18 protein-coding genes are annotated in these 16,157 nt (G+C 54.2%); 9 read left to right on the forward strand and 9 right to left on the reverse strand.

All coding sequences use genetic code 11. The features are described from left to right. The first annotated feature begins 9 nt into the window (after window positions 1-9). The 3 genes from rsxG to nth are packed head-to-tail and all read left to right on the forward strand — an operon-like array spanning window position 10 to window position 1,967. Window positions 10-630, forward strand: coding sequence for an electron transport complex subunit RsxG (rsxG, locus tag M8Q36_RS19630; RefSeq protein ID WP_249882056.1), 621 nt, complete (start codon window positions 10-12; stop codon window positions 628-630). Between the two features lie 3 nt (window positions 631-633). Beyond that, the gene (locus M8Q36_RS19635) at window positions 634-1,332 is read left to right on the forward strand and encodes an electron transport complex subunit E (protein ID WP_249882057.1); all 699 of its coding nucleotides are present in this window, start codon (window positions 634-636) and stop codon (window positions 1,330-1,332) included. Further along, complete coding sequence (gene nth / locus M8Q36_RS19640) at window positions 1,332-1,967, forward strand: endonuclease III (RefSeq protein WP_017456616.1); 636 nt, start codon at window positions 1,332-1,334, stop codon at window positions 1,965-1,967. Before M8Q36_RS19635 ends, nth begins: the two co-directional genes overlap by 1 nt. 6 nt (window positions 1,968-1,973) lie before the next feature. Here nth and M8Q36_RS19645 read toward each other — a convergent pair whose 3' ends face one another. Beyond that, entirely contained in the window at window positions 1,974-2,399 is a 426-nt protein-coding gene (locus tag M8Q36_RS19645; protein WP_249882059.1) for a CopD family protein, read from the reverse strand. Between the two features lie 743 nt (window positions 2,400-3,142). Between M8Q36_RS19645 and dtpA the strand changes: the two genes are divergently transcribed. Both dtpA and gstA read left to right on the forward strand, forming a co-directional pair. Beyond that, window positions 3,143-4,645 carry a dipeptide/tripeptide permease DtpA gene (dtpA, locus tag M8Q36_RS19650; RefSeq protein WP_249882061.1) on the forward strand — a complete coding sequence of 501 codons (1,503 nt, stop codon included), beginning with the start codon at window positions 3,143-3,145 and terminating at the stop codon, window positions 4,643-4,645. A 107-nt stretch (window positions 4,646-4,752) separates the two neighbouring features. After that, window positions 4,753-5,358: a glutathione transferase GstA gene (gstA, locus tag M8Q36_RS19655; RefSeq protein WP_249882062.1), complete on the forward strand. Its 606-nt coding sequence runs from the start codon at window positions 4,753-4,755 to the stop codon at window positions 5,356-5,358. A gap of 64 nt (window positions 5,359-5,422) precedes the next feature. Here gstA and pdxY read toward each other — a convergent pair whose 3' ends face one another. The 5 genes from pdxY to anmK form a co-directional block, all read right to left on the reverse strand. Beyond that, window positions 5,423-6,283, reverse strand: coding sequence for a pyridoxal kinase PdxY (pdxY, locus tag M8Q36_RS19660; RefSeq protein WP_249882063.1), 861 nt, complete (start codon window positions 6,281-6,283; stop codon window positions 5,423-5,425). 73 nt (window positions 6,284-6,356) lie between these two features. Next, window positions 6,357-7,631: a tyrosine--tRNA ligase gene (tyrS, locus tag M8Q36_RS19665; protein WP_016496279.1), complete on the reverse strand. Its 1,275-nt coding sequence runs from the start codon at window positions 7,629-7,631 to the stop codon at window positions 6,357-6,359. 142 nt (window positions 7,632-7,773) lie between these two features. Next, the gene (pdxH, locus tag M8Q36_RS19670) at window positions 7,774-8,430 is read right to left on the reverse strand and encodes a pyridoxamine 5'-phosphate oxidase (RefSeq protein WP_249882819.1); all 657 of its coding nucleotides are present in this window, start codon (window positions 8,428-8,430) and stop codon (window positions 7,774-7,776) included. A 56-nt stretch (window positions 8,431-8,486) separates the two neighbouring features. After that, window positions 8,487-8,807, reverse strand: coding sequence for a C-type lysozyme inhibitor (mliC, locus tag M8Q36_RS19675; protein ID WP_016496281.1), 321 nt, complete (start codon window positions 8,805-8,807; stop codon window positions 8,487-8,489). 92 nt (window positions 8,808-8,899) lie between these two features. After that, complete coding sequence (gene anmK, locus M8Q36_RS19680) at window positions 8,900-10,024, reverse strand: anhydro-N-acetylmuramic acid kinase (protein ID WP_249882064.1); 1,125 nt, start codon at window positions 10,022-10,024, stop codon at window positions 8,900-8,902. Between the two features lie 282 nt (window positions 10,025-10,306). Between anmK and slyB the strand changes: the two genes are divergently transcribed. Continuing rightward, window positions 10,307-10,774 (forward strand): outer membrane lipoprotein SlyB, encoded by a 468-nt coding sequence (gene slyB, locus M8Q36_RS19685; protein WP_200551829.1) that lies wholly within the window; start codon window positions 10,307-10,309, stop codon window positions 10,772-10,774. 96 nt (window positions 10,775-10,870) lie between these two features. Here slyB and slyA read toward each other — a convergent pair whose 3' ends face one another. Continuing rightward, window positions 10,871-11,311, reverse strand: coding sequence for a transcriptional regulator SlyA (gene slyA, locus M8Q36_RS19690; RefSeq protein ID WP_016496284.1), 441 nt, complete (start codon window positions 11,309-11,311; stop codon window positions 10,871-10,873). Window positions 11,312-11,510: 199 nt separating this feature from the next. On the opposite strand from slyA, the gene M8Q36_RS19695 reads away from it, so the two are divergent. The 3 genes from M8Q36_RS19695 to M8Q36_RS19705 are packed head-to-tail and all read left to right on the forward strand — an operon-like array spanning window position 11,511 to window position 14,622. After that, entirely contained in the window at window positions 11,511-11,747 is a 237-nt protein-coding gene (locus M8Q36_RS19695) for a DUF1656 domain-containing protein (RefSeq protein WP_249882065.1), read from the forward strand. A gap of 2 nt (window positions 11,748-11,749) precedes the next feature. Continuing rightward, the gene (locus M8Q36_RS19700) at window positions 11,750-12,610 is read left to right on the forward strand and encodes an efflux RND transporter periplasmic adaptor subunit (protein WP_249882066.1); all 861 of its coding nucleotides are present in this window, start codon (window positions 11,750-11,752) and stop codon (window positions 12,608-12,610) included. Further along, window positions 12,610-14,622 (forward strand): FUSC family protein, encoded by a 2,013-nt coding sequence (locus M8Q36_RS19705; protein ID WP_249882067.1) that lies wholly within the window; start codon window positions 12,610-12,612, stop codon window positions 14,620-14,622. The genes M8Q36_RS19700 and M8Q36_RS19705 overlap by 1 nt, the downstream gene beginning before the upstream one ends. Here M8Q36_RS19705 and sodC read toward each other — a convergent pair. Both sodC and M8Q36_RS19715 read right to left on the reverse strand, forming a co-directional pair. Beyond that, a complete protein-coding gene (gene sodC, locus M8Q36_RS19710; protein WP_016496288.1) occupies window positions 14,615-15,136 on the reverse strand; it encodes a superoxide dismutase [Cu-Zn] SodC in 522 nt (173 codons plus the stop codon). The genes M8Q36_RS19705 and sodC overlap by 8 nt on opposite strands. A 77-nt stretch (window positions 15,137-15,213) precedes the next feature. Continuing rightward, complete coding sequence (locus M8Q36_RS19715) at window positions 15,214-16,110, reverse strand: aldo/keto reductase (RefSeq protein WP_249882068.1); 897 nt, start codon at window positions 16,108-16,110, stop codon at window positions 15,214-15,216. Window positions 16,111-16,157: the final 47 nt, after the last annotated feature.

A 16,157-nucleotide genomic window follows, 5' to 3' on the forward strand; every position in this document is an offset into this window, starting at 1 on the left:
GGAGCCGCCATGCTAAAGACAATGCGTAAACATGGCGTGACGCTGGCGCTGTTCGCCGCAGGTTCTACCGGGCTGACCGCCGCAATAGACCAAATGACCAAAACCACCATTGCCGACCAGGCTACGCTGCAACAAAAAGCGCTGTTTGATCAGGTGATCCCGGGCGACAGCTATAATAACGCGCTGCAACAGAGCTGTTTTCTGGTCAGCGATCCGGCGCTTGGCAAAGGGCAACACCATGTGTGGATCGCCAAAAAAGATGACAAGCCGGTTGCCGCTGTCCTTGAAGCGACCGCACCGGATGGTTACTCAGGCGCCATCCAATTGCTTGTCGGCGCAGATTTCAGCGGCACTGTGCTGGGTGTGCGGGTGACGGAGCACCATGAAACCCCGGGTCTCGGCGATAAGATTGAGCTGCGTATTTCCGACTGGATCACCCACTTCGCCGGAAAGCGGATTGACGGCGCGGCCGATGTCCATTTCGCGGTGAAGAAAGATGGCGGTGATTTTGATCAGTTTACCGGTGCGACCATTACACCGCGCGCGGTCGTTAACGCGGTGAAACGGACCGGCCTGTACGCGATGACACTACCGGAACAGCTTTCCCGTTTACCGGGTTGTGGAGAGTAAGTGATGAGCGAAGTGAAAGAGGTTATTGTTCAGGGACTGTGGAAAAACAACTCTGCGCTGGTACAGCTACTGGGTATGTGTCCGCTGCTGGCGGTCACGTCCACTGCCACCAACGCGCTGGGTCTGGGGCTGGCGACAACGCTCGTACTCACCCTGACCAACCTGTTTATCTCGCTCCTGCGTCGCTGGACGCCGGATGAGATCCGCATCCCGATTTACGTGATGATCATCGCCTCGGTGGTCAGCGCGGTACAAATGCTGATCAACGCCTATGCGTTCGGTCTTTACCAGTCACTGGGCATTTTTATTCCGCTGATCGTCACCAACTGTATCGTGGTCGGTCGTGCTGAAGCGTTCGCGGCGAAAAAAGGTCCGGCACTTTCAGCACTCGATGGCTTCTCTATTGGCATGGGTGCAACCTGCGCCATGTTCGTCCTGGGTTCCCTGCGCGAGATCCTCGGTAACGGTACGCTGTTTGATGGCGCGGATGGCCTGTTAGGCGGCTGGGCGAAAGCGCTGCGCATAGAAGTATTCCACACCGATTCCCCATTCCTGCTGGCGATGTTGCCGCCGGGCGCGTTTATTGGCCTCGGCATGATGCTGGCGGTGAAATACCTTATCGATCAGAAGATGAAAAAACGTCGTGAAGCGGCGGCGACAACGGCAAACGACAGCACTCAGGCCGCGCCCGGGAAGGCATAATGAATAAAGCAAAACGACTGGAAATTTTAACCCGCTTACGGGAAAACAATCCGCACCCAACCACCGAGCTGAATTTCACCTCACCGTTTGAGCTGCTGATCGCCGTACTGCTCTCCGCCCAGGCCACCGATGTCAGCGTTAACAAAGCCACCGCGCTGCTCTACCCGGTGGCAAACACACCTAAAGCGATGCTGGAACTGGGCGTTGAAGGGGTGAAACAGTACATCAAAACCATCGGCTTGTTTAACAGCAAAGCGGAGAATGTCATTAAGACCTGCCGTATTTTGCTGGAAAAACACAATGGCGAAGTGCCGGAAGACAGAGCCGCGCTGGAAGCCCTGCCGGGCGTCGGGCGCAAAACCGCCAATGTGGTTCTTAATACCGCGTTTGGCTGGCCGACCATCGCTGTGGACACGCATATTTTTCGCGTTTCTAACCGCACGCGTTTTGCGCCGGGTAAAAACGTTGAGGAAGTTGAAGAGAAGCTGCTGAAAGTGGTGCCTGCTGAATTTAAAGTCGATTGCCACCACTGGTTGATCCTGCACGGGCGATACACCTGCATCGCCCGTAAGCCGCGCTGCGGCTCCTGCATTATCGAAGATCTGTGCGAGTACGACAGTAAAGTCGATAATTAACGCCCGTCAAAACGGGCGCATCACTGCCAGCAGAATAATCACCAGCACAGCAACAAGAGTAATGGTGGTTGCATTACGCAAAGCGCCCATCCCCTTTACCGCTTCACCAGCCGCGATGCGACGCAGCGTGGCAGAGAGAAAACCGTGCAGGCCGGAAAGCAGCAGCACGACACACACTTTTACTATCAGCCACAGATGCGGCATCTGCCCATGCGCAATCACCATTACCGCACCCGCAACCCACAGCAGTAACATTGCAGGCGTGGTAATTTTACGGCTCCAGCGGCGTACATCGCCCGCCAGCGCGACACGCGCGGTGTTATCTGCTTGTGTTGCGCACCAGCCGGCAACGACAGCCATAACCAGCATTCCGCCTATCCAGACGATGGCCGCTGCGATATGTAACGCATTGAGCCATGGATGAAAGTTCATATTTCGACTCCAGTTTAATAAAGACTGCGGCAAGTCTGACAGCGTATCTGCCCCCTGTCATGAACAATGCGCGGCAGATAGCAGAAAAGGTCTCGTTATTGATCGCGTATTGGTTACCCAACGAATCGCGGATAAGAGAACTCGCTGTTTTTATGTCATAACTTTATGTGATAACGCTCACGTCTCTGTAAATTACTCAAAACGTCGAATGATTGCTCACAAATCGTGATATTGAGCAAATAATCGTCCGCTTATGCGTATTTAATAAGGTTATTCCTTTTTTTAGAAGAAAAAAATCCAACTAATGGCTATTTCGGTGACTATTGCTAACACAATGTTAAAAAAGAGATTAACAATGTTCACGGAATGGTTGCAGTGCAAACTTTAATCACGTTTAGCAAGAGATATGACCAGATTGATTACATAAACCAGCCCAATACACTACTATTTCACCAAAATAGCAGAACATATGCCTTAATGCGCAATCTAACCCCCGGAGTGTAGTAGAAAAATCCACTTTTGTTTCCATGATGAAATTTAACTCTGAATAACAAATAAAAACACCGAGCATTGTAATGCCCTGGATCTATGTAACAGAATATGTCAAAAGACTTGCCTGAACGCGCTGGATAGTGAACATTAACCGCCGTTTTCCCCTCCCAATATAACTATAAGCGTGATGAACTCTGGTCATTGCGCGCTGAACACCCCCGTTAATATGGGATGTAAAAAAAGAGGTATATGTGTCAACTGCAAACAAACCAACGGAAAGCGTCAGTCTGAACGCTTTTAAACAGCCGAAAGCGTTTTATCTGATCTTCTCTATCGAGTTATGGGAACGTTTTGGTTACTACGGCCTGCAAGGGATTATGGCTGTTTACCTGGTGAAACAACTGGGTATGTCAGAAGCGGACTCTATTACACTGTTCTCCTCCTTCAGCGCACTGGTTTATGGCCTGGTTGCCATCGGTGGCTGGCTGGGTGACAAAGTGCTGGGCACCAAACGCGTGATTATGCTGGGCGCGATCGTGCTGGCCGTCGGTTATGCGCTGGTGGCGTGGTCCGGTCATGATGCGAGCATTGTCTATATGGGCATGGCGGCCATTGCCGTGGGTAATGGTCTGTTTAAAGCCAACCCGTCTTCCCTGCTCTCCACCTGCTATGCGAAAGACGACCCGCGTCTGGACGGTGCATTTACCATGTACTACATGTCCGTTAACGTCGGTTCATTCTTCTCCATGCTGGCAACACCGTGGCTGGCCGCGAAATTCGGCTGGAGCACTGCGTTTGGTCTGAGCGTGGTGGGTCTGCTGATCACCATCGTTAACTTCGCCTTCTGCAAACGTTGGGTGAAAAATCACGGTTCTAAACCGGATTTCGAACCGCTGCGCGTTGGCTATCTGCTGGCGACCATTGTCGGTATCGTGGCGCTGATCGCTATCGCTACCTGGCTGCTGCACAACCAGGGCATCGCACGTATGGTGCTGGGCGTTGTGGCGCTGGGTATTATCTGCATCTTCGCCAAAGAGACTTTCGCGCTGAAAGGCGCCGCTCGTCGTAAAATGATCGTCGCCTTCATTCTGATGGTACAAGCGATTGTCTTCTTCGTGCTCTACAGCCAGATGCCGACATCCCTGAACTTCTTTGCTATCCGTAACGTTGAGCACACACTGTTTGGTATCGCTTTCGAACCTGAACAGTATCAGGCGCTGAACCCGTTCTGGATAATTATTGGTAGCCCGATTCTGGCCGCTATCTATAACAAAATGGGCGATACGCTGCCGATGCCGCACAAATTCGCTATCGGTATGGTGCTGTGCTCCGGCGCGTTCCTGGTACTGCCGCTGGGCACGAAATTCGCATCTGATGCGGGTATCGTTTCCGTAAGCTGGCTGATCGCAAGCTATGGTCTGCAAAGTATCGGTGAACTGATGATCTCTGGTCTCGGTCTGGCGATGGTCGCGCAACTGGTGCCGCAGCGTCTGATGGGCTTCATTATGGGAAGCTGGTTCCTGACCACGGCTGGCGCGAACATTATCGCCGGCTATGTGGCTAATCAGATGGCGATCCCGGAAAACGTGACCGATCCGCTGATGTCACTGAATATCTATGGCACCGTGTTCCTGCAAATTGGTATCGCGACAGCGATTATCGCTTTGCTGATGATCGTCACCGCACCGAAGCTGAACCGCATGACGCAGAGCGAAGATACCACTCGCGACACGTCGGAAACCGCTACGGCATAATCGCCGCGGGGAACTCGAATTATTCAGCCGCTAACGCAAGTTAGCGGCTTTTTTTTTATTCTGCCGCGTAATAACCTATGCCGGAAATCAGCCATAAGGAAAAGATAATGAAACTGTTTTACAAGCCGGGCGCCTGCTCTCTCGCATCGCACATTGCTCTGCGTGAGAGCGGAAAAGATGTGGATCTGGTCAGCGTTGATTTGATGAAAAAGCGCCTGGAAAACGGCGATGACTTTTTCGCCATCAACCCGAAAGGACAAATCCCGGCGCTGCTGCTGAATGACAACACTCTGATTACCGAAGGCGTGGCGATTATGCAATACGTTGCTGACAGCGCGCCTGAGAGCCAGTTACTGGCACCTGTGGGTACCTTGCCGCGTTACAAAACGCTGGAGTGGCTGAACTTTATCGCAACCGAGCTGCATAAAGGCTTCACCCCGCTGTTCCGCCCGGACACACCGGAAGAGTACAAACCCACCGTACGCGCTTTGCTTGAGAAAAAATTGCACTACGTGAATGAATCCCTGAGCAATAACGCGTGGATCAGCGGTGCGAACTTTACCATTGCCGACGGTTATCTGTTTACCGTGTTGCGCTGGGCGCGCGCGGTGAAATTGAATATGGAAGGTCTGTCGAATATTGACGCGTATATGGCGCGTGTTGCCGCTCGTCCTGCGGTAGCAGCTGCAATGGCGGCAGAAGGTATTCAGTAAAATGTGTATGCCCGCGTACGCGCTGCTCAGCGGGCATCAATAAAGGCGGGGATCCCCGCCTTTTTTACAGCAATGTGGCGCTAAAAAGATGCTCTGGTTGCGCAATTCTGTCCTGCGCCGCGACTACCTGCAGTTCATACTCCTGCAAATTTTTAGTCGCCAGCATAATTTCATACACCGCCGCCGTTACGTGCTCCAGCGCTTCACGTACGCTTGCACCCTGCAACAATTTCACCAGTAACAACCCGCTGGTCACATCGCCCACACCGACAGGCTGACGTGCGCCAAAATCCACCAACGGACGGCTAATGTGCCAGGCTTCACTGGGCGTCACCAGCAACATTTCAAAGCGATCGGTGCTCAGTCCCGCGCGCGCCAGGTGTTTCACCAGCACGATTTGCGGCCCCTGCGCAATCAGCTCACGTGCCGCAGCCACTGCGTCTTCCACCGTGTTAACCGCATGCCCGCAAAGGATCTCCAGCTCAATCAGATTTGGCGCAATGATATCGCTGGCAGGCAAAGCGTGGCGGACATGAAACTCGGCAACCCCTGGCGCAACGATGCAGCCTTTCTCCGGATGCCCCATGACGGGATCGCAGAAATATTTCGCCTGTGGGTTGGCTGCTTTCACCTGACGAACGATACCAAGAATATGCTCTCCCTGCTCTGCCGAACCCAGATAACCGCTCAGCACCGCGTCACAGCGTTTCAGTTGGTCAATTGCCGCAATGCCTTGCACAATTTCGGTCAGATGGGCTGGAGGCATCACGCTGCCGGTCCACTTGCCGTATTGAGTATGGTTAGAAAACTGCACCGTGTTCAGCGGCCAGACGTTAGCGCCCAGGCGGCGCATCGGAAACTCGGCGGCACTGTTCCCCGCATGACCAAAGACCACATGCGATTGAATGGCGAGGATATTCTTCATTGTTGGTAGCCTTGCAAGAATGGAGCAATAAAAAGAAGGGAGTGATTTCTCACTCCCTTCAGCAGGTCTGTTTTTATTTCCAGCAGATCAAGCAGTAGTTTTTCTTACCGCGGCGCAGCAGCGTGTAGCGGCCAAACAGGCGATCGCCGTCAGTGAAGAAATACTCCGGATCGGATTGTTTTTCGCCGTTGATGGTAACGGCGTTGGACGCGATGGTTTTACGCGCCTGGCCGCGGGATGGCTGCAGCTCAGAATCAACCAGCGCCTGCATCAGATCGGCACCTTTTTCCATCTCAACCATCGGTACGCCATCCTGCGCCAGCTGCTCGAAATCGGCTTCGCTCAGATCACTCAGCGTACCGTTGAACAGGCTTTCAGTGATGCGTTTAGCGGCGGTTAAACCCTCTTCGCCGTGAACCAGACGCGTCACCTGCTCAGCCAGCACATATTGCGCACGCGGCGCTTTACCGCTGTTTTTGTCTTCTTCTTCCAGCGCGTTAATTTCCGCGATGTCCATAAAGGTGAAGAACTTCAGGAAGCGGTAAACGTCCGCGTCGGCGGTGTTGATCCAGAACTGGTAGAACTTATACGGACTGGTTTTCTTCGGATCGAGCCACACCGCGCCGCCTTCGGTTTTACCAAATTTGGTGCCATCGGCTTTGGTGATCAGCGGAACCGTCAGGCCAAAGACCTGGTTTTGGTGCAGGCGGCGCGTCAGATCGATACCCGACGTGATGTTACCCCACTGGTCAGAACCGCCAATCTGCAACACGACATTATGCAGTTCGTTCAGGCAGGCAAAGTCGTAACCCTGCAGCAGGTTGTAGGAAAACTCGGTGAACGAGATGCCGACATCATCGCGGTTCAGGCGCTGCTTGACCGCTTCTTTGTTAATCATCTGGTTAACAGAGAAGTGTTTGCCGATATCGCGCAGGAAGGTCAGCACGTTCATGCTGCCAAACCAGTCGTAGTTATTTGCAGCGATAGCGGAGTTGTCGCCACAGTCGAAATCGAGGAACGGTGCGACCTGTTTGCGGATTTTATCTACCCACTCCTGCACGGTGTCTTCGGTGTTCAGTTTACGCTCGGTAGCTTTAAAGCTCGGGTCGCCAATCAGACCGGTTGCGCCACCCACCAGCGCCACTGGCTTGTGGCCAGCCTGCTGGAAGCGTTTCAGGCATAACAATGGAACCAGATGCCCCAAATGCAAGCTGTCAGCGGTGGGATCGAAGCCGCAATAGAGCGCGATCGGGCCCTGCGCCAGTCGCTCTGCTAACGCTTCCTCATCCGTCACCTGAGCCACGAGGCCCCGCTCTTGCAATTGTTTAATCAAGTTACTGCTTGCCATCAAAATCTCCATGTATAAAACGGACTGCACCTTTGCCGGTACACGACTTTTCGCCAGATGCGAAAGGATACTTCATGGGGGGCAGATAGAATAAAGCGCCGGAACACGGAGTGCCAGCGCTTATAGCAACATTTTTCAGGGTTTACGGCGCGAGGCGGTCAATTTTCCACGCATCATTCTCGCGCTGGTATAAAAAACGATCATGCAGGCGATTGGCACCGCCTTGCCAGAACTCCATCTGTTCAATACTGACGCGATAGCCGCCCCAGAAACTGGGTAACGGGATTTCGCCCTGCTGGAACTTTTGCTTAAGTTCAAGGAACTTGCTTTCCAGAATACCGCGCGCGGAGATGCGGCTCGATTGTTTCGATACCCAGGCGCCGATTTGGCTGTCACGCGGGCGACTATGGAAATACTTCATCACTTCCAGCGTTGAAAGCCGTTCGGCTTTGCCGGTGACCATCACCTGGCGATCCAGCATATGCCATGGGAACAGCAGACTGACAGCGGGGTTGTTTTCGATGTGATGCGCTTTACGGCTGCCAAGGTTGGTATAGAACACCAGCCCTTTTTCATCGTAATGTTTAAGCAACACGATGCGCTGATAGGGCTGACCGTCCTCATCCACTGTCGCCACGACCATAGCAGTCGGGTCAACGAGCTGGGCTTCACAGGCCTGCCCCAGCCAGCGTTCAAATAATGCCAACGGTTCGGCGGGAAGGTCGCCGCGACGCAGACCACCTTTGGTGTATTCACGGCGCAGATGCGCGATTTGCTGCAATTGATCGTTATCAGACATGGCGTTAGCGAAAGTAATCATCAGGTGGGGCTATTATGCGCCCCCCTGTGAAAATCTCAACGCTGCGGAATAAGCTGGCAATTATTCAGTACGATGCGATCGCGCTTGTAGACGGTCGCACTCTCACCCTTCGACCAGAAAACGTAGACGCCATCCGTGTAACGTGCGCCGGAGGCTGAAAGCCCTTGCTGTAAGGTCAGCAATTTATCATCCCAGACAAAACTCGCCTGCTGACGGGTGTTATTAATTTTCACGGTGAGCGGTTTTTCGTCGCACTGGTAAACCAGCGTATCGGTATGCATGCGTTCTACAAACTGATTGTAATAGCTGCATCCGGCAAGCAGTGCGGGCAGACAGGCGATGACTATTTTTTTCATAGAGTATTCCCGGGACGGTCCTGGTCACGGAGGGCGAAACGCCCTCCCTAAGCCTGGTCAGTCTAGCCCGGTGCAACTAAAGTGAAATGCGGTTAACTCTGATTCTGCCGCGGGTTAGCAGGGTAAATCGCGCCGAGCACCGAGGCAGCGGACGCGCCAGTGACGGATGGCAGATTGCCAGGCAGTCCGGCCAGGGTCCGCCACGCAAGCCAGGCAAACGCCAGCGCTTCCATGTCGTCGCCGCTGATCCCGGCTTCATCCGTGGTGGAGACTTCTGTACCTGGCAAAAGCCCCGCCAGACGCGCCATGACCAACGGATTTCGACTCCCACCGCCACAGACCAGCAGGCGTTCACAACCGCCACTGAGCAGCACCTGCTCGGAAATTGTCACCGCCGTCAATTCAGCCAGCGTTGCCTGCACATCGCTGGCGCTTAACCCCGGGAAGTGCGCCAGGTGGCGTTCCAGCCAGCTGTAGTTAAAGTATTCACGACCGGTGCTTTTCGGCGCGGGCGTGGCAAAGTAGGCATCGCTTAGCATGTTTTGCAGGAGCGGCAGCACTACTTTGCCTTCGCTCGCCCACTGCGCATCTTTGTCGTACGGTTTGCCTTTTTGCCGCCAAATCCATGCGTCCATGAGCATGTTGCCTGGGCCTGTGTCATAACCTCGGACCGGCTGACCGGGGATCAACAGCGATAGATTGGCGATGCCACCAATGTTGAGCACCATGCGCCGTTCTACCGGGTGCGCCAGCAGCGCATGGTGAAAGGCCGGCACCAGCGGCGCGCCCTGCCCGCCAAGCGCGATATCACGGCGGCGAAAGTCACCGACCACCGTCACACCCGTACGCGCCGCGATTTGGTTGTTATCACCAATCTGCAGAGTATGCGGCGCAATGCCTGTCGGCTCATGCCAGACGGTTTGCCCGTGGCAACCAATGGCGACGATATCTTCCGGGTGGAGTTGCTCTCGGTCCATTAGCGCCAGCACCGCGTCGGCGAACAATTGACCCAGTTGGGTATCCAGCCGCCCCAGTTGCGAGAGTGTGAGTTGCTGCCCCTGACAAATGCCAAGAATCGCCTCTTTTAACGGCAGCGGAATCGGAAACGTCAGGCTCGCTTGCTGCGCGACCATGGTTTCATCGATTGCCGCCAGCACCACATCAACCCCATCCAGACTTGTTCCAGACATCACCCCAATGTAGCGACCCGATTTCATACGCCTTCCTTTAATGCATGACCGAAGGGCACCACTCCACCATAAAGCGGGGGTTAACGCCATCGGCTGCAAACACTTTTTAACAATCGGATGATTTTCCGTTAAGTGAAATTACGCCGTGCTGCGCTTATAATCGCTTCGTTTAAATCTGGTTAAACTCGCGTTGATTATTATTTTGCCGGGATTTGGCAGAAGATATGACCTGGTATTGCTAAAATGCCATATAATTTAACCATGTCGGATGCCCGCAAGGGCGTTTCATGGTGAACAGGAGATTCATAAATGATGTTACGTGCACTGGCAGTTTCGCTGATTGGTTTTACTTTGGCTGGCTGCGTGAATAACGACACGCTTTCCGGTGATGTCTACTCTGCATCCGAAGCTAAACAGGTGCAGAATGTCACTTACGGCACCATTGTTAACGTCCGTCCGGTACAGATTCAGGGTGGCGATGATAACAATGTCATCGGCGCGCTTGGCGGTGCAGTGCTGGGTGGTTTCCTTGGTAACACCGTTGGTGGCGGCACGGGCCGTTCTCTCGCCACCGCAGCAGGTGCAGTAGCCGGTGGCGTTGCAGGGCAATCCGTCCAGGGTTCACTGAATAAAACGCAGGGTGTCGAGCTGGAAATTCGTAAAGATGATGGCAACACCATTATGGTCGTACAGAAACAGGGTAACACCCGTTTCTCCGCAGGCCAGCGCGTCGTGATGGCAAGCAACGGTCGTCAGATTACCGTTTCCCCGCGTTAATTCCCGCATTGGGTGGTCACGCCAGTGGTCGCCCTTTCGTATTGCCGATACTGAATGTTGATGTAAAAAAGCCTTGCGGATGCAAGGCTTTGCTGGTCAGTCTCGCGACTGAAGCTCATTGATGTTTTGTTCCAGTCGGGCAATCATTTTAATCAACTGATCGAGTTCTTCCGCAGAGATCCCGGAAAGTATTTCCCCCCGGGTTTTACGAATAACCGTCTCCATCTCTTCAATGATTGGGTCCGCTTTTTCTGTCAATTTGATCCGCTTTGCCCGGCGATCGTTGGCGCAGGTCTGGCGAGAAATAAGGCCTTTCTCTTCCAGTTGATCCAGCGTACGCACCAGCGAAGGCTGCTCAATGCCAATCGCTTTTGCCAGTTGAATTTGCGACTGATCGGGCGGCAGCTGATGAATATTATGCAGCGTTACCCAGTGAGTCTGCGTTAATTCCAGAGGTTTCAGGCGATGGTCAATCAAAGCGCGCCAGACGCGCACTAAGCGTGCCAGATCAGAACCTAATGGCGATTCCAATTTCATCTCCTTATAATTAGCTTGCTAAGTTATTATACTCATTTTAGAATAGTTTGCAGTATTTATATTGGTAAAACAAATGTATTGCGGTTCTCGCCGGGGCTTACGCTGAGATTCCACCTGCCTTAGCAACACGCAGTGGTTGGTACTTATCTAATGATAATCATCAATCTGGCGATCCGTTAGGTTGCACAGGACACAAAGTGTGAAGTTGAACCCAAGTTTCCCGAACTTACCCCTGCAAGACCTGATTTTTGGCGCATCGGTCTATTTCCCTCCCGTATTTAAAGTGGTCATGCTGGGCTTCCTGTTCTGGCTTATTGCTCACCGGCTGTTGCGCGGGTGGATTTATGCGGGTGATATCTGGCACCCCATCCTGATGGATCTCTCCTTGTTTGTTATTGCGCTGAGCCTCGCCCTCGGCTTGCTAAACGTGTGGTAATTATGCGCCTGAAATCCCTGAAGTATTTTTCTACTCTCCTGGTGCTGGCTGTGGCGATTGTCGCGGCCTGGTGGATGTGGAACTTTTATATGCAGTCCCCCTGGACGCGTGACGGAAAGATCCGCGCTGAGCAGGTCAGTATCACACCGCAGGTCTCAGGCAGCATCACCGAACTGAAGGTGAACGATAACCAGTTGGTTAAAGCGGGCGATGTGCTGTTTCGTATTGACGATACGCCTTACCACATTGCCGTACTGAACGCCGAAGCCCAACTGGCTCGTATGCAAACCGATCTGGCAAAAGCCAATAATGAAGCCAATCGCCGTCGCCATCTCTCACAAAACTACATCTCCGCAGAAGATCTCGATACTGCCAATATTAGTGTTAAAGCCGCGCAGGCAAGCGTTGCGGCAGCGCAGGCACAACTTGCGCAGGCACAATGGCAATTGGCGCAAACAGAAGTTAAGGCACCGGTAGACGGCTGGGTCACCAACCTTTCCACCCGCACCGGGAATTACGCCACCGCCGGACAACCGGTTTTCGCGCTGGTAGACAGCCATTCGTTTTATGTGATGGGTTACTTTGAAGAGACCAAGTTGCGCCATATTCATGAAGGGGCAGCTGCGAAAATCGTGCTTTATAGTGGAGATGTTACGTTACAGGGTCACGTCTCAAGCATTGGTCGCGCGATATATGACCAAAGCGTCGAGACAGACAGCGGGCTGGTTGCCGATATCAAACCGAATGTACCGTGGGTACGGCTGGCGCAGCGTGTGCCGGTACGTATTCAGTTTGATAACCTGCCCGCCAGGCTGACGCTGGTGTCCGGCACCACCTGCACCGTGGCGATTGGTGGTCAGTAATGAAATCGCCTGTCTGGCTCTGGCAAAATCTGCCATGGGTGAAAGCCACGACCGGACAGTGGCGTTATGCGCTGCGTAACGGTATCGCGATGTGTCTGGCGCTCACGGTGGCTTATTATCTCGATCTCGATGAACCTTACTGGGCCATGACATCCGCAGCCGTCGTCAGCTTCCCCACCGTCGGCGGTGTGATCAGCAAAAGCCTTGGTCGTATTGCCGGGAGCCTGCTTGGAGCCAGCGCAGCGCTGATCATTGCCGGTCAGACGCTTAACGATCCGTGGCTGTTCCTGTTCGCCATGGCCGCCTGGATTGGCTTTTGTACCTGGGCTTGCGCGCAATTCACCAATAATGTCGCCTATGCCTTTCAACTGGCGGGTTATACCGCCGCGATTATCGCGTTCGCAATGGTCGATGTGACCGATATTACTGAGCTGTGGGATATTGCTCAGGCGCGCGTGTGCGAAGTGATCCTGGGCATTTTGTGCGGTGGCATGATGATGATGATCCTGCCCGGCAACGCGGACGGGACCACCCTGCTGACGGCACTGAAAAAAATGCATGCCCGGTTGCTGGAACATGCAAGCCTTCTGTGGCAGCCAGAAACCACAGATGCTATCCGCACCGCCCATGAGAGCGTTATCGGCCAGATCCTCACCACCAATTTGCTGCGCATTCAGGCGTTCTGGAGCCATTACCGTTTTCGGCGGCAAAACAGTTTGCTTACCTGGTTACTGCATCAACAGTTGCGCATGACCAGCGTGATCTCCAGCCTGCGCAGAATGCTGCTGAACTGGCCCGACGCGCCGGAAAATTTGCGCCCGCTTCTTGAGCAACTGCTCTCCGCGCTTGCGCATCCGCGCGCGGATGCGCTTCTCGTCGCACGGATTATCGCCCCGCTCGCGCCCGGAGAAAGCGACGATTACCGGCACCATGCATTCTGGCAGCGCTTACGCTACTTCTGCCGTCTATATCTCACCAGTAGCCGCTGGCTGGCGCGCGTGGAGAATGCTTCGCCAGTAAGCAGTTATACGCCACCGCGAAGCCCGGGATTGATGCGTGATACGGATAATGCCGAAGCGCTGTGGAGCGGCATTCGCACCTTTTGCGCGCTGAGTCTGGTCGGCGCATGGAGCATCAATACGCAGTGGGAATCGGGTTCGGCGGCGCTGACGCTGGCGGCTATCAGCTGTGTGCTCTACTCCGTCTCGCCCGCGCCGTTTAACTCCCTGACGCTGCTGCTGCGCACCTTAGTCTTGCTGTCGCTGTTCAGCTTTATGGTGAAATTCGGCCTGATGGTGCAAATCAGCGAGCTGGCGGTGTTTCTGCTGTTTCTCTTCCCGTTGTTAACCACCCTGCAATTGTTGAAACTGCAAATGCCAAAGCTCGCCGGGTTGTGGGGGCAATTGATCGTTTTTATGGGTTCGTTTATTGCAGTGACCAATCCACCGGTTTATGACTTTGCGGACTTCTTAAATGACAACCTGGCGAAGATCTCAGGCGTCGCGCTGGCGTGGCTCGCATTCGCCGTGTTACGTCCGGGCTCGGATGCCCGCAAAAGCCGGCGTCACATTCGCACGCTGCGCCGCAGTTTTGTCGATCAACTTAGCCGCGTGCCACAGCTGAGCGAGCATGAGTTTGAATCGGTGGTTTATCACCACATTAGCCAGTTAAGTCATAGTCAGGACGCGCAAGCGCGCCGCTGGCTGCTGCGCTGGGGTGTCGTGTTGTTGAATTGCTCTCATGTTGTCTGGCAATTACGCGGTTGGGAAATCCGCTCAGATCCCCTCGCCAAAGTGCGCGAGTTATGCATTGTTTTATTGCGGGACGTGATGAGTGAGCGTGGCGTCCAGCAACGAACACTTTCTGCCACGCTGACCGAGTTGCAGCGGATTAGTGCGGTGCTGGGTAAACATCACCAGCCGGCCGCGCGGGAGCTGGCCTCGGTTGTCTGGCGCTTATATTGCGCGCTATCGCAGCTGGAGCAAGCCCCGGCAGCCGGAACGCTTACTTGATAACTCCGCAGGCGTAACGTGCGCCGCCACCACCGAGCGGTTTCGGTTGATCGGACATATTATCGCCGCCCACGTGCACCATCAGCGCTTTGCCTTTCACATCCGCGAGTTTTTTCAGACGCGGCGCCACCACAGGGTCGGTCGCTTTACCGTCGTTGTTGACCACCAGCACCGGCAGGTCGCCTAAATGTCCGGCGCCTTCTGGCCCTTCATGCTTGCCGGTATGCTGCGGATCGAGGTGTCCTCCTGCCGCTTCAGCAGCAGAGGCTTTCCCCTCTTTAATAGCAGGCTGGCAACTGCCTTTGGCATGGACGTGAAAACCATGCTCGCCGGGCGGCAGGGCTTTCAGATCGGGCGCAAATTCCAGCCCCTTATCGGTTTCGCTGATTTTTACACTACCAACAGACTGCCCAACGCCCTGCGCAGTGACCAGGTTCATTTCCACTTCTTCACTGGCGGCTTGCGCCCCGGCGCAAACCACGAGCGCCAGCACAGCCAGACTAAAACGCTTCATATGACCTCCTTTGGTCTGTTTTACCCTGTAAGTTTAAACCAGGATGGCAGATTTCACCGGGAGGTCATTTGCCTGCGTTATGGCACGTCGTAACCAAGCGCCGCTTTGCGAATACGGAACCACTGCTGGCGCGTCATCTGGAGGTTCAGTGCCCCCAGCGCCGAACGCACGCGCTCAATTTTACCCGAGCCAATAATGGGCAGCGGCGCAGACGGCAGACGCATCACCCAGGCATAGACCACCTGTTCGATGGTTTCGGCATTCAGTTCCTGCGCAACGCGCGCCAGTTCATCACGCAGCGGCTGGAACGCCGCATCGTTAAACAAACGCCCGCCGCCGAGACATGACCATGCCATCGGGCGGATGCGCAGCTGTTGCAGTTGATCCAGCGTGCCATCCAGCAGTAGCGGCTGATGAACCGGTGAAATCTCGACCTGGTTGGTCGAAAGCGTAAATGGCAGGCGTGACTGCAACAGTGAGAACTGCGCCGGTGTGAAGTTGGAAACGCCGAAGTGGCGCACTTTTCCGCTCTGATGCAAATGCAGAAAAGCTTCCGCCACCTCATCGGCGTCCATCAACGGATCGGGACGGTGGATCAGTAATAAATCAAGGTGATCGGTAGCAAGATTCACCAGCGACTGTTCGGCACTGCGAATAATGTGGTCGCGTTCAGTAATGTAATGACCCAGCGCATGTTCCGGTTTCGCGGTAGTAGCGATCCCGCATTTGCTGACAATCTCCATGCGGGCGCGCAGATGCGGAGCAAGCTTGAGCGCCTCGCCAAACGCGGCTTCACACAGATAACCGCCATAGATATCCGCGTGATCGACGGTAGTCACCCCGAGATCAAGGTGAGACTCAATGAAGCTAACCAGCTGCTGCGGGGACATGTTCCAGTCCATTAAACGCCAGTAGCCCATCACAAAACGGGAGAATTCCGGGCCTTGCGGCGCGAGGGCAATACGTTGAAGCATAATGATTTCCTCGAAGGTAATTTGCCTTCGAGTATACGCATTTTCGC

Origin of the sequence: Kosakonia sp. R1.Fl (assembly GCF_023516815.1) — a bacterium.
Taxonomy (GTDB): domain Bacteria; phylum Pseudomonadota; class Gammaproteobacteria; order Enterobacterales; family Enterobacteriaceae; genus Kosakonia.

Coding starts and splice junctions, on each gene's coding strand:
- M8Q36_RS19635 (WP_249882057.1), top strand. CDS start 634: ATGAGCGAAGTGAAAGAGGTTATTGTTCAGGGACTGTGGAAAAACAAC.
- M8Q36_RS19645 (WP_249882059.1), bottom strand. CDS start 2,399: ATGAACTTTCATCCATGGCTCAATGCGTTACATATCGCAGCGGCCATC.
- rsxG (WP_249882056.1), top strand. CDS start 10: ATGCTAAAGACAATGCGTAAACATGGCGTGACGCTGGCGCTGTTCGCC.
- anmK (WP_249882064.1), bottom strand. CDS start 10,024: ATGAAATCGGGTCGCTACATTGGGGTGATGTCTGGAACAAGTCTGGAT.
- M8Q36_RS19715 (WP_249882068.1), bottom strand. CDS start 16,110: ATGCTTCAACGTATTGCCCTCGCGCCGCAAGGCCCGGAATTCTCCCGT.
- M8Q36_RS19700 (WP_249882066.1), top strand. CDS start 11,750: ATGCGCCTGAAATCCCTGAAGTATTTTTCTACTCTCCTGGTGCTGGCT.
- gstA (WP_249882062.1), top strand. CDS start 4,753: ATGAAACTGTTTTACAAGCCGGGCGCCTGCTCTCTCGCATCGCACATT.
- tyrS (WP_016496279.1), bottom strand. CDS start 7,631: ATGGCAAGCAGTAACTTGATTAAACAATTGCAAGAGCGGGGCCTCGTG.
- mliC (WP_016496281.1), bottom strand. CDS start 8,807: ATGAAAAAAATAGTCATCGCCTGTCTGCCCGCACTGCTTGCCGGATGC.
- M8Q36_RS19705 (WP_249882067.1), top strand. CDS start 12,610: ATGAAATCGCCTGTCTGGCTCTGGCAAAATCTGCCATGGGTGAAAGCC.
- slyA (WP_016496284.1), bottom strand. CDS start 11,311: ATGAAATTGGAATCGCCATTAGGTTCTGATCTGGCACGCTTAGTGCGC.
- pdxH (WP_249882819.1), bottom strand. CDS start 8,430: ATGTCTGATAACGATCAATTGCAGCAAATCGCGCATCTGCGCCGTGAA.
- slyB (WP_200551829.1), top strand. CDS start 10,307: ATGATGTTACGTGCACTGGCAGTTTCGCTGATTGGTTTTACTTTGGCT.
- pdxY (WP_249882063.1), bottom strand. CDS start 6,283: ATGAAGAATATCCTCGCCATTCAATCGCATGTGGTCTTTGGTCATGCG.
- sodC (WP_016496288.1), bottom strand. CDS start 15,136: ATGAAGCGTTTTAGTCTGGCTGTGCTGGCGCTCGTGGTTTGCGCCGGG.
- nth (WP_017456616.1), top strand. CDS start 1,332: ATGAATAAAGCAAAACGACTGGAAATTTTAACCCGCTTACGGGAAAAC.